Genomic DNA, 23,941 nt, shown 5'->3' on the forward strand with positions numbered 1-23,941 from the left:
TATTTTGAGGCAGAAGCAGAAAGACACAAGCGACCGCGGATAAATATCGGGGCGCGGCAGGATATGGGGTATATATACTTTATGTTTTGCGTGAGCTCACGGGATAAGTGTATCCGCAGGTCTTTATTGGCGTGTAAGCCCGTGTCCTCTGTTTCGGGGGATACGGGCTTTATTTATGCTTTTCACATTATGAGCGAAAAGGAGAACTGGAACATGGGACTAAACGATACACCTTCGGGTGAGAGGGTGCACATAGGCTTTTTCGGACGCAGGAATGCAGGCAAATCAAGCGTGGTAAACGCTTTTACAAATCAGGAGCTGGCGATAGTATCGGATACTCCGGGCACGACTACCGACCCTGTATATAAGGCGATGGAGCTTCTGCCGATGGGACCTGTAATGATAATTGACACCCCCGGTTATGATGATGAGGGTAAGCTTGGTGAACTCAGGGTCAGAAAGACCTCGGAGGTGCTGGGCAGAACAGACTGCGCTGTACTGGTGACCGATTGTACAAGAGATCTTGATGAGAGCGAAAAGCAGCTGATAAAGCTGTTTGACAGCAGGCGCATACCATATGTCATAGCAAAGAATAAATCCGATCTTCTGGATGATATCCCTGCTGCAGATGAAAAAGAGATCTATGTCAGCGCACTTAATAATACTATGATACATGAGCTGCGCGAGAAAGTAGCTCAGCTTTCGGCATACAAAGAGCAGAACGTTCCGCTTGTGGGCGACCTTATCGGTGAGGGCGGACTTGCAGTGCTTTGCATACCCATAGACAAGGCAGCACCCAAGGGCAGATTGATACTTCCTCAGCAGCAGGTGATCCGTGACCTGCTGGAGCATGGTGCGGCAGCACTTACCTGCCGTGAGACCGAGCTCAAGAGTTTCCTGGAAAAGCTGAACCCAAAGCCCGATGCGGTAATAACCGACAGTCAGGTGTTTGCACGCGCGAATGCTGATACTCCGCCTGATATAAAGCTTACATCTTTTTCCATACTCATGGCGAGATACAAGGGATTCCTTGCACCTGCTGTGCGCGGCGCAAAAGCGATAGACAGCCTTAAAAACGGCGACAGGATACTCATTTCCGAGGGCTGTACTCACCACCGCCAGTGCGAGGATATCGGAACGGTGAAGCTGCCGAAGCTGCTGAAAAAATACACAGGCAAGGATTTCAGGCTGGAGTTTTCCTCAGGCAGGGAATTTCCCGATGACCTTACCGACTACGCACTTGTTATACACTGCGGAGGCTGTATGCTCAATGCAAGGGAGATGAGCAGCCGCATAATGACTGTTGAGGAAGCAGGTGTACCTGTTACCAATTACGGTATCGCCATAGCTTATATGAACGGTATCCTTGAAAGAAGTCTGGAGTTGATCCCCGATATTATGTGAGGTGATGTGATATGAGTGAAAAATTTGTATACGATAAGTCTTCACCCGATGCTGATAAGTATACCGAGGTGGATAAGTTCCTTCAGTTGACAGAACGCTACTGTAAAAAAGGCTTAGGTGCGATCGCAAGCAAAGTTGGTTCAAAGCTTGGTCTTAAAAACAGTTCCAGACCCTATTCTTCTTTGCAGCGAGCAGTGAAGATAATCAATGCCGATGGCATCGAAGGCGTATATGATGATCTCATGCACTGCACACGCGTTGAGCGATGCGATATATTCATTGGTAAAAGCTATCTGTTCCGACAGAACAATTTCATGTGCCGCATTAAGGATATAAAAAAATGTTATATCCTTAAGGAAGAAAGCGGTGATGATATCCTTTACCATTGTTATGCGGATATCAGCGATGAAGCAGGAGATGAAACTCTTGAATTAAGAAAACTCAGTGCCCTGAAAGTACAGAGGCTGCTGCAGTTTGATGAGATAAGAAAGCTGATAGGCATAGAAGAACAGGAGTAGACATACGACAGGGAGATAAAATAATTAAAGACAGGGTGAGATCATGAGCAAGGCTCTTATAGATAAGCTGAATAAAGAGAAGCATCTCGAAAAAGAAGAATGGGTGACCCTTTTATCTGGGTATACCGACGATGACAGGGCTTACGCCGCGGGTATCGCGCGTGAGATAAGTACCTCGCGTTTCGGAAATAAGATATTCATTCGCGGTATCGTGGAATTTTCAAACGTCTGTAAGAACGACTGCTACTACTGCGGAATAAGACGTTCCAATACCAACGTTCAGCGGTATCGGCTTACCCCCGATGAGATACTCGACTGCTGTGACGAGGGCTATGAACTTGGTTTCCGTACCTTTGTTTTGCAGAGCGGTGAGGATAAGAGCTATACTAACGATACCCTCTGTGATATCGTCCGCAGGATAAAGGCAGCTCACCCCGACTGCGCTGTTACCCTTTCTCTCGGTGAACTGACCTATGAGGAATACAAGGCTTTACGCGAAGCAGGTGCTGACAGATATCTTCTGCGCCACGAAACAGCCGACAAAGCCCATTATGAGAAACTTCACCCCGCCGAGATGTCATGGGATGACCGCATGGAATGTCTTAAATATCTGAAAGAACTGGGATACCAGACAGGTGCAGGCATCATGGTAGGTTCCCCCTATCAGACTATGGAGTGTATCGCTGAGGATATGCTTTTCTTTGAAAGCTTCAAACCCGAGATGATAGGCATAGGACCATTCCTGCCCCACAAGGATACGCCTTTCAGGGACGAACCCAAAGGCAGTTACGAATTGACACTTTTCCTGCTGAGTCTGTGCAGGATACTTCTCCCCGATGTTCTCCTGCCCGCAACTACCGCCCTCGGCACGATACGTCCCAACGGCAGGGAGGAAGGTGTAAAGGCAGGCGCTAACGTTATAATGCCCAACCTTTCCCCAACAGCGGTGAGAAAGAAATATATGCTTTACGATAACAAGATATGCACAGGTGACGAAAGCGCACAGTGCCGCGGATGTCTTGAAATGAGAATGAAGTCCATCGGCTACGAGGTAGCTGTATCAAGAGGTGACCATATATGATAAAATTTGCTGTATACGGAAAAGGCGGCATAGGTAAATCCACTATCGCCTGCAATATCTCGGCGGCACTGGCTGCAAAAGGTCTTACCGTCATGCAGATAGGCTGTGACCCCAAGGCGGATTCAACATCTCTCCTCCACGGCGGCGACAGGATACCTACCGTATTGGATATGACCCGCAAAACAGGCGGCAAGTTCACCCTTGACGATGTGGTCTTCAAGACCCCAAGCGGAGTATACTGCGTTGAAGCCGGCGGACCTGTCCCGGGACTGGGCTGTGCGGGCAGAGGTATAATCAATGCCCTGGAAAGCCTTGAAAAGCTGGGTGCTTATGAGGTATACAAGCCCGATGTTGTAGTCTACGATGTCCTCGGCGATGTGGTATGCGGAGGATTCTCTATGCCCATGCGCAAGGGCTATGCTGATAAGATATTCGTTGTCTGTTCGGGTGAGAAAATGTCCAGATATGCGGCGGCAAATATCTGCATGGCTGTTGAGAATTTCAAGGGCAGAGGATACGCTTCCCTTGGCGGCATAATACTAAACCGCAGGGGAGTACCCGATGAAGACGAAGCGGCAGAGGAGCTTGCGGCTGATTTCAATACATCTGTCATAGGTACTCTCGACCGCAGTGAGGATATACCTCTTGCGGAAGAAATGGGCAAAGCGATAGTGGCTTCCGCCCCCGAATGTGAAACTTCAAAACAGCTGAAAGCAATAGCCGATGCGGTATACGCTATTTGCGGAGGTGAGTGATATGCTCAGAAAAACAGAGCTTGACCGTCCACCCGTGATAAGGCTGGGCGATGCGCCCCGCGGTGATTTCTTCACAAGCGGACTTGAATACAATCCACCTGCAAGGGGTGTATGGAACATAGTCCATACAGGTATGCTGATACCCGAAGCACATGAGATATTCGCCTGTGCCCAGGGCTGTCTCCGCGGTGTTATCCTCACGGCGGCTGAAATGAATGCTCTTGACCGCATGAGCTGGATATCCGTTTCCGAGCAGGATATGTTCGACGGTACGCTGGAAAGCGATGTGGTTGACGGCGTGTGTGAAATAATCGAAGGTCTGCCTTACAGACCACGCGCTGTGCTTTTGTATCTCAGCTGTATACACCTTTTTGCAGGGGTAGATTTCGATATCATAATACGGGACCTTTCAGAAAAATTTCCCGATATAGATTTTTCGGACTGCTATATGACCCCTACCATGCGCAAGACCATCTCTCCCGATGCTAAAATGAGGATAAGACTTTACAATGGGCTGAAGCCCCTGCCAGTAGATGAACGCTCGGTGAATATCATCGGCAACGACCGTGCTACCGATGAAAACAGCGAACTTGTCCGCATAATAAGGGATAATGGTTTTACTCTGAGGGATATAACCTCATGCAGGACCTACGATGAATATCTTGATATGGCAAAGGCGGCGGTGAATATCGCTTATCTGCCTACGGCGGCGATTGGCTGTAATGAATTATCCGAGCGGTTAGGCACAAAGGCTTTGTATCTGCCTAACAGCTTTGACTATTCCGAGATACGTGCGAACATCGCAAAACTATGTGAAACTCTCGGCGTACCATGCCCCGACCTTTCGCGTGAAGAAAAGCAGGCAGAGGACGCACTTTTCTCCGCAAAAAAAGCTTTGGGCGATACTCCCGTAGCTATCGACTTCACAGCGGTAACACAGCCCTTCTCTCTGGCGAAACTCCTTTGCGAAAAAGGCTTCAATGTGAAGTATATCATAAATGATGTTCTGGGCGAGGACGGCGCCGCATTTGATGCACTGAAAACTCTCGCTCCCGATATTGAGATATACTCGGCGGTTAATGTGAATATGCTGCATTTCCCCGAGGAAGACCATGAAAAAGTCATAGCCGTGGGTCAGAAAGCCGCACATTACTTCAACACCGACTATTTCGTTAATATAGTCCAGAACGGCGGATATTACGGCTTTACAGGCATAGCTGAGATAGCACGCCTGATAGAAGAAGCGGCAAACGCACCAAAGGACAGGCGGACTCTTATATCACACAAGGGTATCGGCTGTGAGAGCTGTTTATAATTCATAATTCATAATTATTGGCATTGGCGATACAGTGTCAATGATCATGAAAAAGAGGTTTACTATGAAAAATGTCAGTAAGATAATACCATGCTATGCGGCGGATACTTCGGGCGTATGTTCGGCGCTGTATGAGTTTGGCGGCATGATAGTCGTGCATGATGCATCGGGCTGCAATTCCACTTATTCAACCCACGATGAACCCCGCTGGTACGATATGCGCTCGGATATCTATATCTCCGCGCTTACCGAGACCGATGCTATCCTCGGCAACGATGAAAAGCTTATCGAGGATATAGTCTCAGCCGCTAAAGACCGTCAGCCCGCATTTATAGCGCTGTGCGGTTCACCCATGCCCATGATGACAGGCTTCGACTACGAAGCTGTGGCGCGGGATATTCAGGGATGGACCGGTATACCGACTTTCGGTCTGGCAACCAATGGTACACGTTCGTATATCAGCGGTGCAGGTATGGCGCTTGAAGCTATTGTCCGTGAGTTCGTACATGATATGCCCAAGGAAGATTTCGACGGCATCGCCATAAATATCATAGGTGCGACCCCCCTTGATTTCGGTCTTACGGGGGCAGTTGAAAGCATGAAGAAGCTTTACAGCAGACCTAAGATGAAAGTCATATCCTCCATAGGCATGGGCGGCACTCTCGATGAGATACGCAAAGCAGCCTCTGCAAATGTGAATCTCGTGGTATCCTACTGCGGGCTTCCTGCGGCGCGGTATATGGAAAAGGAATTCGGTATACCCTATATCTGCGGCGTTCCCCTGGGCGATGTTGATATGATACAGGCAGGTGCTCTCAGCAGTTTTATGTATGAAACTGCCCATGACGGCATAAGCAGAATGATGGCGGCAATGTGCCGCGGCAGAGCAACCGACGAAAAAGCCGAGCGTCTTGTCATAGGCGAGGCTGTGCTTGCAGGGTCGATAGCCTTTGAATGGTCTATAATGACCCGCCATGCGGTAGATGTTATATGTCCCCCGGATATAGATGCAGAACTTTCTCCCGATAAAAAGGATATGCCCCTATATGCCGAGGAAGACATCAAGGCATATATCAAAGACCGCGGCATTAAGGAAGTCGTGGCAGACCCCCTGTACAAATACATCATACCCGAGGGATGCAGGCTTATCGAACTGCCCCACTTCGCTTTCTCGGGCAGATGCTTTGCAAAGGATATGAAAGATCCTACGTGTAATGACTTTCTGGATGATCTTGTACTCGCAATAAATAAGAAAAATGAATGAGGAGTTTTTTGAATGATAAAACTGGCGATATACGGCAAGGGCGGTATAGGAAAATCCACCTGTACCGCGAACCTCGCGGCGGCTTTCGCATCTCTTGGAAAAAGGGTGATACAGATAGGCTGTGACCCCAAGGCGGATTCTACCATAAATCTGCTGGGCGGAACACCTGTAACCCCTGTTATGGACTATATGCGCGACCGCGACGAAGAACCGACTTCCATCGAGGAGATATCTCAGATAGGTTTCGGCGGTATACTCTGTATCGAAACAGGCGGACCCACCCCGGGTCTCGGCTGTGCGGGCAGAGGTATCATCACCACATTTTCCCTGCTGGAAGAACTTGAACTTTTTGAGAAGTTCAAGCCCGATGTGGTTCTCTACGATGTCCTCGGTGACGTGGTATGCGGAGGATTTGCCGCCCCTATAAGAGAGGGCTACGCCGACAAGGTGCTGATAGTTACCTCGGGCGAAAAGATGGCGTTGTATGCCGCTAATAATATCAACAAAGCGGTGAAGAATTTTGAGGACAGAAGCTATGCCAAAGTACGCGGTATAATCATGAACCGCCGCGCCGTTGAAAACGAGGAAGAAAAAGTCCGCGCTTTTGCCGAGTCAGCAGGTCTTGACGTTGCGGCTGATATCCCGCGTTCGGCTGATATAATAAAGTACGAGGATATGGGCAAGACCGTCATCGAGGGCGACCCCGAATGTGAAACTTCAAAGCGCTTCTTCGACCTCGCCAAAAAACTCATAGCGGAGGAAGAACAGGATGATTGACGCATACTACATCACCTCCGCCGACCTCGCCGCAAAGGGTTTTGAAAATACCCCCGACGAACTCATGAGCCACAAGCATATGATATATTCGTCCCCCGCAACACTGGATTTCAATTCTCCCGGTGCAAAGGGATTCGGCGTAAAAAGAGCGGGTCTTGCCATACCCGGTTCTGTGATGCTTCTGGTAGCCCCCGGCTGCTGCGGAAGAAATACCGCACTTCTCAACGAACTGGGATATAACGAAAGATTTTTCTATCTGCTTCTCGATGATACCGATATCGTCACAGGCAGACACCTCACAAAGATACCAAAGGCGTGCAGAGAAGTCTGCGAAAGCCTTGACTATACACCCACAGCAGTGATGATATGCATTACCTGTGTTGACGCACTTCTCGGTACGGATATGGAACGTGTATGCCGCAAGTGCGAGGACGAAACGGGCGTACCGACTGTCCCCGCATATATGTATGCGCTTACAAGAGAGAAGCGTCTGCCCCCCATGGCAGGAGTGAGAAAGTCGGTATACTCGCTGCTGAAGCCGCAGAAGAGGATATCCAACGAATGTAATATACTCGGATATTTCAGCCATGTTCACGATGACAGCGAGCTGTATGACCTTCTTCACAGTGCGGGCATAAAGAAAGTTCGTGAGCTTTCAAGGTGCAGTACAATAGATGAATACCACGAGCTTTCAAGGGCGAATTTCAACCTTGTGATAAATGCCGAAGCACGCTATGCCGCACAGGATATGGAAAAGCGTCTGGGTATACCCTTTATCGAGCTGACGAGAATGTACAGGCTTGATAAGATACGCAATCAGTACCGTCTGCTTGGTCAGGCGCTGGGTGCAGAATTTGATGATGATAAATATTACGATAAAGCCAAAACCGCAGTAGATAACTTCATATCAAAACACGGAAAAATATCTGCGGCGGTGGGCGAGTGCGTAAATGCTGACAGCTTTGAACTTGCCCTTGCACTTACAGAGTACGGCATAAAGGTCAGCGAGATATACGGCACGGTGGGGGAGAGAAACTTCGTATTCATAAAGAAACTTGCTCAGGTATCCCCCGATACCCGCATATTCTCGAACCTTTCGCCTACGATGCTGAATTATGAGAGAAAGACCGATATAGATGTTGCGATAGGTGTTGACGCGGGATATTATCACCCCGACCTGCCCTGCGCACAGTTCAATACCGAGGAACAGCCTTTCGGATATGAGGGCGTTGAACGCCTGCTTGCAGAACTTGACGAAGCACTTGCAAAGGAGGAGAAGAAATGAAAAAGTTTTTGAGATATATCTCTCCCCTTGCCCCCGATGATTCAGGTGCCTGTTCGGTGCTTTACGAACTTGGTGGTATCACCGTTATATGTGATGCGGGCGGATGCGCGGGCAATGTCTGCGGCTTTGATGAACCCCGCTGGTTCACTAAAAAATCAGCGCTGTTCAGTGCGGGACTCCGTGATATGGACGCTATCCTCGGCAGAGATGACCGCCTTGTTGCAAAGCTTGCCCTTGCACAGCAGCAGCTTGAAAGGGACTTCACCGCCATCGTCGGCACACCTGTCCCCGCAGTCATTGCCACCGACTATAAAGCCCTTGAACGCATGGCTGAAAAGAAAACAGGCGTACCCTGTATCACTGTTCAGACCGACGGCACAAAGCTTTACGATAAAGGCGAGGAAGAAGCCTACCTGCGTTTGTTCAAAACATTTGCAAAGGAAAAACTCCCCACCCGGAAAGGCACTGCCGCCGTCATAGGCGCTACACCTCTCGATACGGGCTTCATCACCGCCGATACCATAGTATCGCAGATAAAGGCTGAGGGCTTTGAGGAAGTCAAATGCATCGGCTTCGACAGCGGACTTGACGAAGTAAAAAACATCTCCCGCTTTGAGAAGATATTCGTCATATCGCCTGCTGGCATCAGGGCAGGAAATTACCTTAAAGAAAATTTCTCCCTTGATGTTGAAGTGCACGGCTGTCCCCTGCCAAAGGAGTATACCGATAAGCTGAAAGACCTAAGAACAGGCGGCAGAACTCTTATCATACACCAGCAGATGACAGCAAACGCTGTCCGCGATATCATAGGCGATTCGACCTGCGGAACGTTCTTCATGCTTGATAAGACCGCCGCACAGGAAGGCGACTTCCACATAAAGGACGAGGAAGACCTCGCCGAAAAGGCAAAGGGCTTCGACCTTATAATAGCCGATATCAGCCTTAAACGCGCCCTCCCCGAGTTTAAGGGCGAATGGTTCGACCTGCCCCACTTTGCAGTTTCGGGCAGAACTTTCCAATAACAGATAGAAGAAGGTGAGCAACATAAAAACTGTCAATATACGTGTTTTCGGCATAGTACAGGGCGTGGGTTTCCGACCTTTCACCGCTGTCACCGCCGAAGAACTCGGCATCAGCGGAACAGTGGCGAATAAGGGTTCCTATGTGGATATCTATGCCACAGGTGAAGAAGCTTCTCTTGCAGCCTTTGCCGACAGGATAAGACATGATCCGCCCGAACGCGCCATGGTGCTTGAGGTGGAAGTCACCGATATTGAATATACCGAATTTTCGGGCTTTGAGATAATTGAGAGCGAAAAGGAGATGGGAGATATATTCGTTTCCCCCGATATCGCCACCTGCCCGAAATGCCGTGCTGAACTGTTCGATAAAACGGACAGAAGATATCTGCACCCCTTTATAAACTGTACCCAGTGCGGTCCGCGTCTGACTATACTGGAGTCTATGCCCTATGACCGCGAACGCACTACCATGAAAGAACACCCCATGTGTGAAAAGTGTTCTTCAGAGTACCACGCCCCCGCAACACGCCGCTATGACGCACAGCCCGTGTGCTGTAATGAATGCGGACCCGAGGTCTATATAGTCGGCACCGATATAAAGGGCGGTGAAGCTATAACACATCTGCGCCGCGCTATAATGGAAGGTAAGATAGCGGCTGTAAAAGGCATAGGTGGTTTCCACCTTTGCTGTGATGCCCACAACGAGGAAGCCGTATCGCGCCTTCGCGGACTTAAAAAACGTCCCGCAAAGCCCTTTGCAGTCATGATGCGTGATATGGATACTGTGCGCAGACAGTGCCATGTCAGGGACGGTCAGGAAGAATACCTAACAGGCTGGCAGAAGCCCATAATGCTTCTTAAAAAGCGCAGCTGCTGCACTCTCAGCGAGAAGATAGCCCCCGACAATACCACCGTGGGCGTTATGCTTCCCTATGCCCCTGTGCAGATGCTATTATTCGATTATCCCGATGATGTTGATATGACAGACTGCCTTGTAATGACAAGCGGCAACGTCAGCGGCGCACCAATATGCCGCAGTGACGAAGATGCCCTCAAAGAGATAGGCAGCTTCTGTGACCTCATGCTTTCCCACAACAGGAAGATACTACTGCGTGCAGACGACAGCGTGTGCGACTGGCTTTTCGATAAGCCCTATATGATACGGCGCTCCCGCGGTTTCGCGCCCCTGCCCGTCATGCTGAAAAACAAGGCTGACAAACAGGTGCTTGCCGTAGGCGGCGAGCTGAAAAACAGCTTCTGCATAGCAAGAGGCGACCTGCTTTATCCCTCGCCCTACGTGGGAGATATGGCGGATATCCGCACCGTAAAAGCCCTGGAAGAAAGCACCGAGAGAATGTGCGGGCTTCTCGAAACGACCCCCGAGGTCATCGTATGCGATACCCACCCCAAGTACAACACCGTCCGCGTGGCTGAGGATATCGCAGAAAAACGGGGCATACCCCTGATAAAGGTACAGCATCACTACGCCCATATACTTTCCTGCATGGCTGAAAACGGCTTTGACGGAAAGGTGATCGGTGTCAGCTTCGACGGCACAGGCTACGGCGATGACGGCACTATATGGGGCGGCGAATTTCTCCTCTGCGATTACCGCGGCTATAAAAGGGTCGGAAGTATACGTCCATTTATGCAGACAGGCGGCGACCTCTCATCAAAGGAGGGCTGGCGCATAGCCTCGGCACTTATACGCGATGCTTTCGGCGACGGCGGAGAAGTCCTCTGTCAGCGTCTTGGCATATGCGACGGCATGGAGTATAAACTGCAAAAGGCTATGGCTGAAAAGGGTCTCAACTCTGTTAAGTCCACAAGCTGCGGCAGACTTTTCGATGCCGTGTCCGCTATACTCGGTATAAAGAGGACATCCACTTTTGAGGGCGAAGCTTCCGTAGCCCTTATGTGCGAAGCTGAGCGCTGTTTAGCAAAGCGCCCCGAGATATCTGAGAATTACCGTACTCCCGAAAAGCTGATAAAGTATCAGGACGGTTTTGTAACTCTCTGTACAATGGCACTTGCGGCTGATATAGCCGAGCGTAAACTCGCCTGCTGTCAGCCCGATGTGCTTGCCTATACCTTCCATGCGGTGCTTGCTGATATGGTAACAGCCGCCTGCGAAAAGATAAGCGAGGACACAGGCATAAAGACCGTTGCACTCAGCGGCGGAGTTTTCCAGAACCGTCTGCTGACAAAGCTGTGCCACGAAAGGCTTACAGCCAAAGGTTTCACCGTACTTCTGCACAGCCTGATACCGCCCAACGACGGCGGCATAGCTCTGGGACAGGCAGCGTATGGTATATATAATTCATAATTAATAATTGCGCGGCGGGGTTTTGTGAATGGCAAAGCTTTCATGCTGCGGACGACAGTATGTTAAGGACCAATTTGACAACAGCAAGCTACATTTATCGGCTTGCTGCAATAAACGTAAAGAACCCAAACAAAACAATATGACCCTCACAGCAAGGCAAGAGCCCACTGCCGACGCAGTCGCAGTTAGCGCCCTCTTGACCGAGCACTGGGGGTATGGGGGGTTCCCCCATAAGGAATCATTATCATACCACAACAAAGCTTAATTTGAAGCCCAAAATAAAGTAATATAAACCAACAGCAAGGCAAGAGCCTGAGCGCCCCTTGAGCATAGTGAGCTGCGGGAGCGTAGCGACCAAAGCGAACGCCGCTCAAGCCCTAACCGGGCGCGAAGGTCTTGCCGCGCACAACATCATCAAAGCTGATGTTTGGAGTATGAGGGGCTTTGCCCCTCATTTAGAATAGGAGGATAAATATGTGTGTTGGATTATCTGCAAAAGTAGTAAATGTTAAGGACGGTACAGCCCTTATAGATGCAAACGGCGCAAAGCGCGAGGTCAGCGCCGATCTGCTGGAAGATCTCGAACCAGGTGATTATGTAATGGTGCACGCAGGTGTGGCTATCGCAAAGATCACCGAGAGCGACGAGGACGAAGCATTTGATGTAATGGAGGGTCTGCTGTGAACGAACAGGCTAAAAAGGCAAGGGATATAATCGTTAACTATAAGGGAAGACCCCTGCGTATAATGGAGGTCTGCGGCACCCATACCCATGAGATATTCAAACTGGGTCTGCGCAAGCTGCTGCCCGAAAATGTTGAACTCATCTCGGGACCCGGATGTCCCGTATGCGTAACTCCCGTGGGATTTATAGATGAAGCTATATGGCTGGCACTGGAGAAAGGCTGTGTTATAACCACATTCGGTGACCTTATCCGTGTACCGGGTACGGAGATGTCTCTTGCAGGTGCAAGGGCTAAGGGCGCACAGGTACGCCCCGTTTATTCCCCGCTGGATGCAGTTGAAATGGCAAGACAGAACCCCGATGAACAGATAGTTTTCTTAGCTGTCGGCTTTGAGACAACTACCCCCTCTGCCTGTCTTGCGGCTGAAACAGCAAAGAAGGAGGGTCTCACTAACTTCTCTCTGCTGACCGCAAACAAGACCATGCCCAATGCCTATGCGGCACTTGAAGGCAGTGCTGATGCTTTCCTCTATCCGGGTCATGTAAACGCGATAACAGGTACAGCTATATGCGAGGAACTTAAAGCCAAAGGCGTATCGGGTGTTATCGCAGGCTTTACCGCAAGCGAACTTCTCACCGCCCTTGCAGTGATACTGAAGAACGCCGAAAAGGACGAGCCTTTCTTTGTCAACTGCTACCCCCGCGTAGTTAAGCCCGAGGGCAATCCGCCCGCTCGGAAGCTTATTGAAAAGGTAATGGAGCCCTGCGATACCGAATGGCGCGGTCTTGGCGTTATCCCCATGTCGGGCATGAAACTCCGCGATGAGTACGCCGATTTCGATGCAAGAAAGAAGTACGCTATGCCCGAGATAAAGGGCAAGCCCAATCCTGCCTGCCGCTGTGGAGAAGTCCTGCAAGGCAAATGCAAACCCTGTGACTGCAAGGTATTCGGCAAGGTATGTACCCCCGAACACCCCGTAGGTGCCTGCATGGTATCTGATGAGGGTGCCTGTGCGGCTTATTATCAGTACGGCGGAGTATAAGGCTGTATCTTAATAAACGAAATAACATTTCAGCGCCTGCGGGCGCACAAAGGAGTAAATACAATATGTCAGAAAAAACAGTTACCCTCGCCCACGGTGCGGGCGGAAAGCAGACCTCGGAACTTATCGACAGAGTTTTCAAGGCACATTTCTCAAATCCTCAGTTCACAGCAGATGATGCCGCTGTGCTGAATATCGGCGACGGCAGACTTGCCATGTCCACCGACGGCTTCATCGTTTCCCCTTTTGAATTCAACGGCGGAAACATCGGCAAACTTTCCATCTGCGGAACAGTCAACGACCTTTCCTGCATGGGTGCGAAGCCTCTGTACCTCACCTGTGCTTTCGTCATCGAAGAGGGATTCCCACTTGACAAGCTTGAAGAGATTGCCGCTTCTATGGAAAAGACCGCGGCTGAGGCTGGTGTCAAGATAGTCGCAGGCGATACCAAGGTAGCAGGCAAGGGTCAGGTGGATAAGATATTCATCACCACCACAGGCATAGGCAGGATAATGGATAACGCCGATACCTCGGGCACATACGCTAAGCCCGGCGATGCTGTCATAGTTACGGGCGATGTGGGCAGACACGGCTGTACCATACTTCTCGCCCGCGATGAATACGGCATAGATGCCAATGTTGACAGCGACTGCGCACCTCTCTGGGGCACAGTTGAAAGCCTGTATACCGTCACCAATGATATCCACACTATCCGTGACGCTACCCGCGGCGGCGTTGGTACAGTCCTCTATGAGATAGCCGAGCAGAGCAATGTAGGTGTTCGCCTGAACGCAGAAGATATCCCCGTTGACCCAGCTGTCAAGGGCGTTTGTGGTATGCTGGGTCTTGAACCCCTCTACCTCGCCTGTGAGGGCAGACTTGTAATAATCGCTCCCAAGGACAAAGCACCTGCACTTGTTGAAAAGCTCCGCGAGGGCAAGTATTCAAAGAATGCCGCTATCATCGGTGAGATAACCGCCGAAAACGCAGGCAGAGTAGTCATGGAGACCGAGATAGGCGCCCAGACCATGCTCCCTCAGCCCGGCGGCGAACTTCTGCCGCGCATATGCTGATAATAAAAACTGCGTCCGCGGAATTTCCGCAGACGCAGTTTTTTCATCTTTTTCCGGTTGAGCCGAATCCTCCCGCACCTCTTGCAGTGTCGGAAAGTTCATCGCTTTCGCATACCTCGGGACGATATATAGGCGTTACTACCAGCTGTGCTATCCTGTCGCCGTTCTGTATCACCCTGTCATCGGCTGATGCATTGTGCAGTGCGACTATCAGTTCACCGCGGTAATCCCAGTCAACTACGCCCACGCAGTTTGCAGGGGCAAGACCAAGCTTTGTCGCCAGAGAACTTCTCGCATATATCAGCAGTACAGCATTCTTTTCGCCTTCAAGTTCCGCCGCCAGCCCTGTTGGAACTTTCACAGTTTCTCCTGCGGGTATACTTATCTCGCCATCAACGCAGGCGCAAAGATCGAGCCCTGCGCTGTATTCTGTCTGATATTTCGGTATGACTGCGTTCTCACGCAGTTTCTTGAACAATAATCTCATAACTGTCTCCTTTATTGTACACCGCGGTAATACAGACCGCGTGTTATCTTATCGGGTCTGCCGTTAAGTCCGCCGTTTTCGTATTCTTCGATGATGTGTCTCACCTGTGCGGGAGTTTCATCGGTAAAATCAAGCATAAGTATATCAGCACTTCGGAGGTCGCCAAGCTTGTCAGCCATGTAAAGCACCTCGCTGTTGAGTATCTCCACATAGCCTTCCCGCTTTGAACACCTGACAGGGAAATCCCTGCCTGTGCGGTCGGTGATATGATGTATGCAGTTTTTACAGCCTGCCGCCGCCGATATCGGACAGTTCACCGTCAGCATAAGTGGCAGTCTGCCGTAGGCGTATACACCTATGGGCAGGGGCTTTTTCAGCCGTGATATCTGCGCCGCTTTCAGTTCAAAGCTGACAATTGCATCAGCCGCACCAAGTTCTTTAGCCATATTCAGCGCACATGAATTCGTCAGATTGAACCCGAATCCCGAGTGAAGAACCATGCCAAGTTCTTTGGCTATCTCGGTATGGGCAAGGTTTGTGGCATACAGGTGGTTTATACCCACGCGCTTTGCTTCTGCAAGTCGGTTCAGCTGTTTATCCTCGTCAAAGGTGAAGCGCGGCATCATAACCGCGAGTTTATCAGCAGGGAAGACCTCAGCCGCCCTCACCGCAAGGTCAAGGGGGACACAGCACATTTCCACTTTTTCGGGAGATACCGCACCAAGCTGTTCAAGGTTAGTCACGCTTACACGGATAGTCTGTCCGCCACCCTTGTATTTCTCAAAGTCGGTGATATCGGACTTAGTAAAGGGGACAACTGCGCTGTTTTTCAGCGCACGCTCGTTGTCCATCTCCGTACAGACTTTACGCCTTAACTCGTTAAGTTCACCGGGGCTGACGAAAAGACCCTCGTCAATATCACATTCAGCACCGCCGAAGGTGTATATGGTTTCGCCAAGCTTTGAAATCTGTTTAATGACTGCGGCTTCATCGACAGCCCTGCTTTTCGCCTGCTGGGGATATCCGCCCTCCGCAGAGACCTCCGTGCCGAGACTGTCCCGCGCTGTCAGCCTGACAGCTTCATCTGCCTTTATCCTTATCTCAAAACTGATGGTATCGCGCTTGTCCTCATAGCGGTAAAGCTCGTGTATCTTAGGCATAGCCTTAGCACCTGCCGCCGCGTCCTCACCTGTGCGCATACCGAACATATCCCCACCCAGTTTGTGGTGCAGATATCCGTCGGTAAATCCATTTCGTGAGAATACAGCTTCAAGTGTCTGCCTGTCGTAGTCCTCACCCGCAAGGGATTTTTTACAGCTGTCAACTGCCATAGCCACATATTCGGGGCGTTTCATGCGCCCCTCGATTTTCAGCGAGCTTACGCCTGCGTTTACTATACATTTAAGTTCATCACAGTAGGAAAGGTCTTTCAGGGAAAGGTCATACCTGTCCTTTCCTCTGCCCCCTGCATTGCAGGGAAGTCTGCAAGCCTGTGCACAAAGACCTCTGTTGGCACTTCTCGAACCCACCACAGCGCTCATGAAGCACTGACCCGATACCGACATACAGAGCGCCCCGTGTACGAACACCTCTGTCTCGATACCAAGTGCGGAAAGCTCCCTTATTATATCAAGTGGGAGTTCCCTTGAAAGCACAGTACGGCTGAACCCCAGCTTTTTCGTGACCTCCATTCCGCGGCGGGTATGTATGGTCATCTGGGTAGATGCGTGTATGTGCATATCGGGACAGCACCTGCGTACTATCTCAGCCAGTGCAAGGTCCTGTGTGATGATGCCGTCAACGCCCGCAGCCGCACAGTGTTTCACCGCTTTTATGCAATCGTCGAGCTGTTCATCGAATATCACTGTGTTTATAGTACGGTATACTTTTACGCCTCTCTTGTGGCATTGGTATACCGCTTCTTCAATGTCAGAGTCACTGAAATTCTCTGCGTTCTGTCTTGCAGAAAACTTCTCTCCTCCAAGGTATACCGCATCACAGCCCGATCTCAGTGCAGCTGTAAGTACCTCGACCGAACCGCATGGTGCTAATATCTCAGCCATTTACTTATCGTTCCCCTGTCCGCTGCTGCCTGCAGCTATAGCTTGCTCAAAGCTTTTCATGTAAGGGCTGTCCTGTATCGATTTCCTCTGCGCGTCACTTATCTCAGGCTTTGTTTCTGTAACAGTATTCTCGCCTATCGCTGCCTTGATGTCCCCCCTGAGGATATCTTCAGCGCTCACAGCTTCACCCACATTGTTCATCGCACTGAAATTAGTCCTTTCAGCCAGCTCCTTTTCAAGCTGCTCGACCCTTTCCTGCAGTGACTTTATCTCTCTCTGTGCAGCTGCAGCCTGATTTCTCGCTCTGCCTGCATCGTCAACATAGTCCTTTATCTGTGTGCGTATATTGTCTATGTTCCTGTTTGCCTGTCCGAGTTCGTCCATGCAGTCGAGGGCTGTGAGCACAGCACAGTCAGTTACTGTCAGACTGGTGAAACGCGCTTTCATATCCTTCAGGCGCTTGTCAAGAGCCGCCGCCAGTCTTTCTGTGTAATCCTTGTTGTCCTCACTTGTCAGGTTGTAATCCCTTCCCATTATCGTGACTTTGTAGGTTGCCATAGCATACTCCTCCTTGCAAAATAAAATTAATGTATATCATATATCAAGTCCGTATACATAGTCGTCCATGAAGTATCCACTTCCGATATCATTCTTTTCCGACCGTATCATACGAAGTCCCAGCGCCTCGTATATCCTGCAGGCACTGTTATTTTTATTGACATTGAGCTCGATCCTTCCGAGCCCCTGCTTCTTTGCTTCATCCTTCACGTATCCCATCATGCTCCGAGCATAGCCCTTGCCGCGCTCATTTCTGTACAGGTAGAACTTACTGAGATACATACTGTCTTTCTTCGGGTAAAACGCCATGAAGCCCACGTTCCTGCCGCTGTTCCTTACAAAGAAATATCTGTATCCGCTGTCAAGCTGTTTTTTTATAGCATCCTCCGTCTGGAACATAGCTAACATATAATCGTTCTGTTTTCTGCCTATGATCGGGTCATAGTGCTCCCTGACTATCTCCGATGCCATAGCTGACATTTCCCTTATACCGTCAGCATCATTTTTGTAAAGCTCATCGAATTCCATATCACGCTCTCCCGAACTGTCACATCAGCCTCACTGACCCCACGATATATCATCATCTGTCCGCAAAACTGTTCACTTTTCATTATACAACATTTTTCACAAAAAATAAACCCCTTTCACAGAAAAAATTAAAATTATCCGTTTTTTATATTTACGGCTGAATGACCGGTCATCCCTTGACCACACCGCCATATAAAAAATGCGTCCGCAGAAAACTCCGCAGACGCATATATCTGTCATCTTTCGTTTATAGGTACATAAGCTCTTTCCTTAGCCACAGCCTTGTAAGCAGGACGGATTATCCTCTTGCCGGTAACAAGCTCTTCAAAACGGTGAGCGCACCAGCCGGGCATTCTCGATACCGCAAACATAGGTGTGAACAGATCCTGAGGTACACCCAGCATTCTGTAAACAAAGCCCGAATACATATCAACATTCGCACACATAGCCTTTGTGCTGCCCTTTATCTTCAGGAACAGTTCAGGTGTAAGGCGCTCGATAGTTTCCAGCAGGTGGAATTCCTTCTCAAACTCCGTACCCTCAGCCATGCGCTTTGCATTGGCTTTCAGTATCACAGCTCTGGGATCGGAAAGGGTGTATACCGCATGACCCATACCGTATATAAGACCCGACTGATCGAAAGCCTCTTTCTTCAGTATCTTTGTCAGGAAATCTGCGACTTCGCCTTCGTCGTCCCAGTTTGCAACGTGCTGCTTTACACACTCCTGCATAGCAGATACTTTGATGTTCGCACCGCCGTGTTTGGGTCCCTTCAGTGAACCGATAGCAGCGGAGTATGCAGAGTAAGGATCGGTGCCCGAAGATGTCAGTACGCGGCAGGCAAAGGTGGAGTTGTTTCCGCCGCCGTGTTCAGCGTGAAGCATCATCAGCAGGTCGAGAAGCTTAGCCTCATCGTCCGTGAACTTCCTGTCGGGACGTATAGCCGCCAGTATCATCTCAGCAGTGCTGTGATTCGGGTCAAGAGGATGCAGGAACATCGTCTGATTGTCAAATGTCCTCTTCTTAACCTGATAAGCCAGTGTCATTATGTAGGGCAGTTTCGATATTATGGATATCGCTGTTGCCATTTCATATTCGGGGGCGCGGTTCTCGGGATTGTCATCATATGAATAAAGCGCCAGTATGGAACGTGACATCTTGTTCATTATGTCCTTAGACGGTGCCTTGAGTATCATATCCGAGAAGAAATCAGCAGGCAGCGGACGGTTCTCCGCTATCATGTGCCTGAATGCCTTCAGTTCATCCTTATTGGGCAGTTCACCCAGCAGAAGAAGGTATACTATCTCCTCAAAGCCGAAGCGGTTTTCCTTAACGGCATTTCCAACCAGATCGTTTATATTGTAGCCGCGATAGATCAGCTGACCTTCGATCGGCATTTTTTCTCCTTCATTCACCACATATCCGTGAACGTTGCAAATATTGGTAAGACCCGCAGTAACACCTGTGCCGTCGGCATTTCTCAGACCTCTCTTTACGCTGTACCTGTCATAGTACCCGGGGTCTATGGTGTTGTTTTTCACAAACTGCTGACAGAGCAGTTTCCTCGCTGTATCATTTACCATTCATGTTCATCTCACTTTCCTTGGATATTCTGTAATTATACCACATTCCGCCATTTTTGTCAACTGCGGAAAGCTGTAATTCACACATATACTATCGATATTTTACATATGTATCCATACATTCCGCAGCGCATGGTCTTAATGAGTCTTATTCCTTAACATAGTCTGCCCTCACCAGCGTTTTGCCATTAGGGAGCGCCACCCTGTCATGTAGTACTTCCTTATATCCTGCTTTACCAAGCGCTGCCGCCAGCCCTTTTTCATCTATGCTGTGATGAACTTCTTCAAGGATGTCAAACACATGGATATACGGCGAATCCGATACCCACTCCCTTTCATCGCCATTCACCTGTATAACACATGAGACGTATCGGGGCGACACCTTGCTTACAGCCCGCACAAAAGCCTCATACCCTATGTATTCCACCACCAGGTCAGCTATCAGCATATCTGCCGTCGGAAGCTTCTCCGCTTCTGTCACAATGTCGGCGCGGATACATTCCAGCATTCCCGAAAGCTGAGGATACCTTTTCTCCACTGCTTTCAGGTATTCCCTGTTTATATCGACTCCGTATATCTTCTCAAAGTCCCACGCACACACATTGCCGAGCCCGTTACCGCCTGCGATACCGAAGATCATCGCTGTTTTAGCGGGATATGCGTTAAACTGTTCTTTCATGATGCCGTCAAGCGCCTGTAACTGCCATACCGTGTCAAGACTCATGTGTCTTTCATAATCATCAAGCCCTATCTTTTCCCAGGGATTACTCATTCCTATCACCCCTGTACCTCATCTCCCAGAAAGCCACAGCACCCGCCGCGGCAACGTTCAGCGAATCCACTCCGTGTGCCATAGGTATCTTTATCGTCATATCGCAGTCCTCTATGGTGGAAGCTTTCAGCCCGTCGCCCTCGGTGCCAAGGACTATCGCCAGCTTTTCCGCCCTTTTCAGCCCCTCGTCCTCAATGCTGACAGTGTCCGCCCTAAGCGCCATAGCCGCCGTCAGAAAGCCCTCTTTCTTCAGCCTGTATATGTATCCGCTGTCCGATTTCCCGATGAACTTCCAAGGCACCTGAAATACCGTACCCATGCTGACACGTATCGTCCGCCTGAACAGAGGATCGCTGCAGCCGTCTGTCAGAAGCACGGCATCAACGCCAAGCGCCGCTGCCGAACGGAATATAGCACCCATATTGGTCTGATTCATGATATCCTCCAGCACCGCTACCCTGTGTACCTCTGCAGGAAGTGCCGTGTCTTCGCTTTTTCGCTTCATGGCACAGAGTACTCCCTGTGTCAGCTTGAAACCAGTTATCTTTTCCAGCAGCTTTTTTCCTGCCGAATATACAGGCACGTCCCCGACTCTTTCAACGATATCCGCCGCCTGCCCCGAGATGTACCTTTCATCCATAAGCAGCGATACAGCCTCATATCCTGCATCAAGTGCGGTGCGTATCACTTTCGGGCTCTCCGCCACGAAAAGCCCCCGATTTTTCAGCTCAAGCTCTGCAGTATCCCTGTAAGGTGCCAGCTCTTCGCTTTCGATATCGTCTGCAAGTATTATCCTGCCCATTTATGTATGCCCCCTTTTTTACTTATATCATATATCATCATACCATAACGGCGGATATTTTTCAACACCTGTCTCACCTCATTTCTTTGTTGTTCTTGTACATATCCCGTATACGAGCATTGTACAAACAAATGATTTTAAATTTAACTCGGACATATTTCTGCAAAAGTTGTACAAAAACGTACAACTTTTGGCAGTTTTTCGCTGTATATAGAAGGGTATAAAAACTCCGGCACCCCAAGTGCCGTTTACATATATAGATTTCTGTGCGCACGATGGCAGGCTGACGCTGACTATGACTACGAGGATATGAAGCGACGTGTTATACTGTACAGAGGTCATCAGCAGCTTGACAACAGAATAATAATATCTCCGGTCCAAATGAATTTTTATGATCAGGCAAACTCCCATGACCCGATACCGTGTAAATATTATCGCAGATAGTATCAAAAAGATGTCTGTGATTTTGAATAAAATTATCTGCCGCTTATTGAAAAAAATAACACTTTGTGGTATAATCATATATATTACATTTTTATGAAAGGAGCTTTTTATGAAAGCATATTTTAAAAAGATACTTAGCCTTGTAACGGCAGGCATTATAACTGCCTCCGCACTGCCTTTTGTAAGTGCACAGGCTAAGGACGTATCCTCCATGACCGCTGTGGAGATAGCTAAAGATATGGGTCTTGGCTGGAACCTCGGCAATACACTTGAAGCCCATGACGGTACTAACCACAAAAAGATGGGTCTTGAATCCGAGACCTTCTGGGGCAATCCCAAAGCTTCAAAGGCACTTTTTGATGCCGTTAAGGCAAAGGGTTTCAGGACTATACGTATACCCGTCACCTGGTATCCCCATGCAGATGCAAATTACAATATCGACACCGCATGGATGAACAGAGTAAAACAGGTAGTCGATTGGGCTGTGGATGAGAATACATACGTTATACTCAATATCCATCACGAGGAATGGAACACCCCCACCAATGCCAACTACGCAGCTGCTTCAAAGGAGCTGAAAGCTTTCTGGAAACAGATAGCCACCGAGTTCAGGGATTATGACCGTCACCTTATATTTGAGGGCATGAACGAGCCCCGTAATTACGGAGGTGCACATGAGTGGGACGGCGGTACCGATGATATGCGCAAGGTGATAAACAAGCTTGATAAGGATTTCGTGGATACCGTAAGATCAACGGGCGGAAAAAACAAGACACGCTGCCTGATGATACCTACCTATGCCGCAAGCTCCACTACCGTTGCGATGCGTGCACTCAGCATACCCGATGACCCTAATGTCATGGTATCCATACACGCCTATTCACCTTATAATTTCACAATGAATACAGGCAGCGGTGCCACAAGTGTATTCGGCAGCGCTCAGGAAAATGAGCTCAAACAGCTGTTCAATAATATCAACAGTATCTTCCTCTCCAATGGCAAGGCTGTTGTTATAGGTGAGTTCAGTTCTTCAAACAAGAACAATACCGATGAGCGCGTCAAGTGGGCTAAAAGCTATGCAACGCTTGCAAAGCAGAAGGGTATACCGATAGTGCTCTGGGATAATAACTCTCCCAAGGATAATTACAATAACGGTGAAGGTCATGGTTATATAAACAGAAAGACCCTCGCGTGGTACAGCACCGCTGAACCTGTTGTAGATTCTCTGGTCAAGAATTATTACGGCAGTTCTGTTTCAAAGACCGACCTCAGCAAATGCAAGGCTGTCCTTTCACAGACTAAGTACTTCTATGACGGCACTCAGCATAAGCCCTCAGTCACTGTTACCTACAACGGCAAGACCCTGACAAACGGTACCGATTATACCGCAGCTTACAGCGGCGGTAAAGCTATAGGTACGGGTACTGTCACCTTGACGGGCAAGGGCAGCTATACCGGCACTGTAAAGCTGACATTCACAGTCGCTGAAAAGACCATAGGTGATTGCAAGATAACTCTTTCGCAGAATTCATATACATATGACGGCAATGAACACAAGCCTGCCGTTACAGTCACCTTTGAGGGCAAAAGGCTCAATGAGGGCAGCGATTACACTATCGCATACGAAAACTGCAGGAATATAGGTGATGCATACGTCACAGTTACCGGTACAGGCTCATTCAAGGGCTCATCTAAAGTCAGATACTGTATTGATCCTGCCGATCTTTCGGGCTACAAGCTTGGTGATGTCAACTTCGACAGTAAGATAACTGTTACCGATGTCACACTGACCTCAGCACAGGTAAAAGCTAAGATATTCATGTCGGAAAGCCGCCGCAGAGCAGCAGATATCAACGGGGACGGCAGGGTGAATGTTTCGGATCTATCCCTTATGGCAGCCCATGTAAAGTCCAAAAAGAGCCTTCCCGACAAGAATATAGCTTGATAGATGATCCTGTCAGATAAAGCATAACTTGCTTTACGGTCTGATACAGCTTTTTCTACTATTCACGGACGAACGAATTGTATAAAGTGTAGAAATTTTAATGAAATATTTTACACTTCGGGTCATCATTATGGGTGATGTGTTTTTTTCAGGATGAGCTATAATGTGTATGTGGAAGATATGCAGAAAAACTGGTGAAGACAAAGGAATAC

Annotated in this window: 21 protein-coding genes; 14 read left to right on the plus strand and 7 right to left on the minus strand. The window is 49.2% G+C overall.

Going from position 1 to position 23,941, the window contains the following annotated elements:
* Nucleotides 1–213 precede the first annotated feature (213 nt).
* The 13 genes from hydF to hypE all read left to right on the plus strand — a co-directional run bounded on the left by hydF (nucleotide 214) and on the right by hypE (nucleotide 14,547).
* The gene (hydF, locus tag RUMAL_RS02765) at nucleotides 214–1,404 is read left to right on the plus strand and encodes a [FeFe] hydrogenase H-cluster maturation GTPase HydF (RefSeq protein ID WP_013497283.1); all 1,191 of its coding nucleotides are present in this window, start codon (nucleotides 214–216) and stop codon (nucleotides 1,402–1,404) included.
* A gap of 11 nt (nucleotides 1,405–1,415) precedes the next feature.
* A complete protein-coding gene (locus RUMAL_RS02770; protein WP_013497284.1) occupies nucleotides 1,416–1,922 on the plus strand; it encodes a hypothetical protein in 507 nt (168 codons plus the stop codon).
* A 43-nt stretch (nucleotides 1,923–1,965) separates the two neighbouring features.
* A complete protein-coding gene (gene hydE, locus RUMAL_RS02775; protein ID WP_013497285.1) occupies nucleotides 1,966–3,003 on the plus strand; it encodes a [FeFe] hydrogenase H-cluster radical SAM maturase HydE in 1,038 nt (345 codons plus the stop codon).
* The gene (locus RUMAL_RS02780; RefSeq protein WP_013497286.1) at nucleotides 3,000–3,758 is read left to right on the plus strand and encodes a nucleotide-binding protein; all 759 of its coding nucleotides are present in this window, start codon (nucleotides 3,000–3,002) and stop codon (nucleotides 3,756–3,758) included. The genes hydE and RUMAL_RS02780 overlap by 4 nt, the downstream gene beginning before the upstream one ends.
* 1 nt (nucleotide 3,759) lies before the next feature.
* A complete protein-coding gene (locus tag RUMAL_RS02785; RefSeq protein ID WP_013497287.1) occupies nucleotides 3,760–5,073 on the plus strand; it encodes a nitrogenase component 1 in 1,314 nt (437 codons plus the stop codon).
* Between the two features lie 64 nt (nucleotides 5,074–5,137).
* A complete protein-coding gene (locus tag RUMAL_RS02790) occupies nucleotides 5,138–6,337 on the plus strand; it encodes a nitrogenase component 1 (protein ID WP_013497288.1) in 1,200 nt (399 codons plus the stop codon).
* 12 nt (nucleotides 6,338–6,349) lie between these two features.
* Nucleotides 6,350–7,114 (plus strand): nucleotide-binding protein, encoded by a 765-nt coding sequence (locus tag RUMAL_RS02795; RefSeq protein WP_013497289.1) that lies wholly within the window; start codon nucleotides 6,350–6,352, stop codon nucleotides 7,112–7,114.
* Nucleotides 7,107–8,399, plus strand: a complete 1,293-nt coding sequence (locus RUMAL_RS02800; RefSeq protein ID WP_013497290.1) for a nitrogenase component 1 — start codon at nucleotides 7,107–7,109, stop codon at nucleotides 8,397–8,399. Before RUMAL_RS02795 ends, RUMAL_RS02800 begins: the two co-directional genes overlap by 8 nt.
* Nucleotides 8,396–9,421 (plus strand): nitrogenase component 1, encoded by a 1,026-nt coding sequence (locus RUMAL_RS02805; protein ID WP_013497291.1) that lies wholly within the window; start codon nucleotides 8,396–8,398, stop codon nucleotides 9,419–9,421. Before RUMAL_RS02800 ends, RUMAL_RS02805 begins: the two co-directional genes overlap by 4 nt.
* Nucleotides 9,422–9,434: 13 nt before the next feature.
* On the plus strand, nucleotides 9,435–11,747 hold the full coding sequence (gene hypF / locus RUMAL_RS02810; RefSeq protein ID WP_013497292.1) for a carbamoyltransferase HypF: 2,313 nt from the start codon (nucleotides 9,435–9,437) through the stop codon (nucleotides 11,745–11,747).
* Between the two features lie 474 nt (nucleotides 11,748–12,221).
* Entirely contained in the window at nucleotides 12,222–12,431 is a 210-nt protein-coding gene (locus tag RUMAL_RS02820; protein ID WP_013497294.1) for a HypC/HybG/HupF family hydrogenase formation chaperone, read from the plus strand.
* Nucleotides 12,428–13,474, plus strand: a complete 1,047-nt coding sequence (gene hypD / locus RUMAL_RS02825; RefSeq protein WP_013497295.1) for a hydrogenase formation protein HypD — start codon at nucleotides 12,428–12,430, stop codon at nucleotides 13,472–13,474. The genes RUMAL_RS02820 and hypD overlap by 4 nt, the downstream gene beginning before the upstream one ends.
* Before the next feature lie 65 nt (nucleotides 13,475–13,539).
* A complete protein-coding gene (gene hypE / locus RUMAL_RS02830; protein WP_013497296.1) occupies nucleotides 13,540–14,547 on the plus strand; it encodes a hydrogenase expression/formation protein HypE in 1,008 nt (335 codons plus the stop codon).
* Between the two features lie 43 nt (nucleotides 14,548–14,590).
* On the opposite strand, the gene dut is transcribed toward hypE, so the two are convergent.
* The 7 genes from dut to RUMAL_RS02865 all read right to left on the minus strand — a co-directional run bounded on the left by dut (nucleotide 14,591) and on the right by RUMAL_RS02865 (nucleotide 21,340).
* Entirely contained in the window at nucleotides 14,591–15,034 is a 444-nt protein-coding gene (gene dut / locus RUMAL_RS02835; RefSeq protein WP_013497297.1) for a dUTP diphosphatase, read from the minus strand.
* An 11-nt stretch (nucleotides 15,035–15,045) separates the two neighbouring features.
* The gene (locus RUMAL_RS02840) at nucleotides 15,046–17,097 is read right to left on the minus strand and encodes a U32 family peptidase (RefSeq protein ID WP_013497298.1); all 2,052 of its coding nucleotides are present in this window, start codon (nucleotides 17,095–17,097) and stop codon (nucleotides 15,046–15,048) included.
* Nucleotides 17,098–17,655, minus strand: a complete 558-nt coding sequence (locus RUMAL_RS02845; RefSeq protein ID WP_013497299.1) for a cell division protein ZapA — start codon at nucleotides 17,653–17,655, stop codon at nucleotides 17,098–17,100.
* Between the two features lie 36 nt (nucleotides 17,656–17,691).
* Nucleotides 17,692–18,183 (minus strand): GNAT family N-acetyltransferase, encoded by a 492-nt coding sequence (locus RUMAL_RS02850; RefSeq protein ID WP_013497300.1) that lies wholly within the window; start codon nucleotides 18,181–18,183, stop codon nucleotides 17,692–17,694.
* A gap of 236 nt (nucleotides 18,184–18,419) precedes the next feature.
* Complete coding sequence (locus RUMAL_RS02855; protein WP_013497301.1) at nucleotides 18,420–19,766, minus strand: citrate/2-methylcitrate synthase; 1,347 nt, start codon at nucleotides 19,764–19,766, stop codon at nucleotides 18,420–18,422.
* Nucleotides 19,767–19,914: 148 nt separating this feature from the next.
* A complete protein-coding gene (locus tag RUMAL_RS02860) occupies nucleotides 19,915–20,538 on the minus strand; it encodes a class I SAM-dependent methyltransferase (RefSeq protein WP_013497302.1) in 624 nt (207 codons plus the stop codon).
* Entirely contained in the window at nucleotides 20,531–21,340 is an 810-nt protein-coding gene (locus tag RUMAL_RS02865; protein WP_013497303.1) for a TrmH family RNA methyltransferase, read from the minus strand. The genes RUMAL_RS02860 and RUMAL_RS02865 overlap by 8 nt, the downstream gene beginning before the upstream one ends.
* A gap of 553 nt (nucleotides 21,341–21,893) precedes the next feature.
* On the opposite strand from RUMAL_RS02865, the gene RUMAL_RS02875 reads away from it, so the two are divergent.
* Nucleotides 21,894–23,729: a cellulase family glycosylhydrolase gene (locus RUMAL_RS02875; protein ID WP_013497304.1), complete on the plus strand. Its 1,836-nt coding sequence runs from the start codon at nucleotides 21,894–21,896 to the stop codon at nucleotides 23,727–23,729.
* Nucleotides 23,730–23,941: the final 212 nt, after the last annotated feature.

Origin of the sequence: Ruminococcus albus 7 = DSM 20455, assembly GCF_000179635.2 — a bacterium.
Classification (GTDB): Bacteria; Bacillota; Clostridia; order Oscillospirales; family Ruminococcaceae; genus Hominimerdicola; species Hominimerdicola alba.

Bases quoted from the DNA above. Each gene is read 5' to 3' on its own strand.
- RUMAL_RS02800 (WP_013497290.1), top strand. From the start codon at position 7,107: ATGATTGACGCATACTACATCACCTCCGCCGACCTCGCCGCAAAGGGT.
- RUMAL_RS02770 (WP_013497284.1), top strand. From the start codon at position 1,416: ATGAGTGAAAAATTTGTATACGATAAGTCTTCACCCGATGCTGATAAG.
- RUMAL_RS02845 (WP_013497299.1), bottom strand. From the start codon at position 17,655: ATGGCAACCTACAAAGTCACGATAATGGGAAGGGATTACAACCTGACA.
- RUMAL_RS02875 (WP_013497304.1), top strand. From the start codon at position 21,894: ATGAAAGCATATTTTAAAAAGATACTTAGCCTTGTAACGGCAGGCATT.
- RUMAL_RS02805 (WP_013497291.1), top strand. From the start codon at position 8,396: ATGAAAAAGTTTTTGAGATATATCTCTCCCCTTGCCCCCGATGATTCA.
- hypE (WP_013497296.1), top strand. From the start codon at position 13,540: ATGTCAGAAAAAACAGTTACCCTCGCCCACGGTGCGGGCGGAAAGCAG.
- RUMAL_RS02820 (WP_013497294.1), top strand. From the start codon at position 12,222: ATGTGTGTTGGATTATCTGCAAAAGTAGTAAATGTTAAGGACGGTACA.
- hydF (WP_013497283.1), top strand. From the start codon at position 214: ATGGGACTAAACGATACACCTTCGGGTGAGAGGGTGCACATAGGCTTT.
- RUMAL_RS02785 (WP_013497287.1), top strand. From the start codon at position 3,760: ATGCTCAGAAAAACAGAGCTTGACCGTCCACCCGTGATAAGGCTGGGC.
- RUMAL_RS02850 (WP_013497300.1), bottom strand. From the start codon at position 18,183: ATGGAATTCGATGAGCTTTACAAAAATGATGCTGACGGTATAAGGGAA.
- RUMAL_RS02795 (WP_013497289.1), top strand. From the start codon at position 6,350: ATGATAAAACTGGCGATATACGGCAAGGGCGGTATAGGAAAATCCACC.
- RUMAL_RS02865 (WP_013497303.1), bottom strand. From the start codon at position 21,340: ATGGGCAGGATAATACTTGCAGACGATATCGAAAGCGAAGAGCTGGCA.
- RUMAL_RS02840 (WP_013497298.1), bottom strand. From the start codon at position 17,097: ATGGCTGAGATATTAGCACCATGCGGTTCGGTCGAGGTACTTACAGCT.
- dut (WP_013497297.1), bottom strand. From the start codon at position 15,034: ATGAGATTATTGTTCAAGAAACTGCGTGAGAACGCAGTCATACCGAAA.
- RUMAL_RS02855 (WP_013497301.1), bottom strand. From the start codon at position 19,766: ATGGTAAATGATACAGCGAGGAAACTGCTCTGTCAGCAGTTTGTGAAA.
- RUMAL_RS02780 (WP_013497286.1), top strand. From the start codon at position 3,000: ATGATAAAATTTGCTGTATACGGAAAAGGCGGCATAGGTAAATCCACT.
- RUMAL_RS02860 (WP_013497302.1), bottom strand. From the start codon at position 20,538: ATGAGTAATCCCTGGGAAAAGATAGGGCTTGATGATTATGAAAGACAC.
- RUMAL_RS02790 (WP_013497288.1), top strand. From the start codon at position 5,138: ATGAAAAATGTCAGTAAGATAATACCATGCTATGCGGCGGATACTTCG.
- hydE (WP_013497285.1), top strand. From the start codon at position 1,966: ATGAGCAAGGCTCTTATAGATAAGCTGAATAAAGAGAAGCATCTCGAA.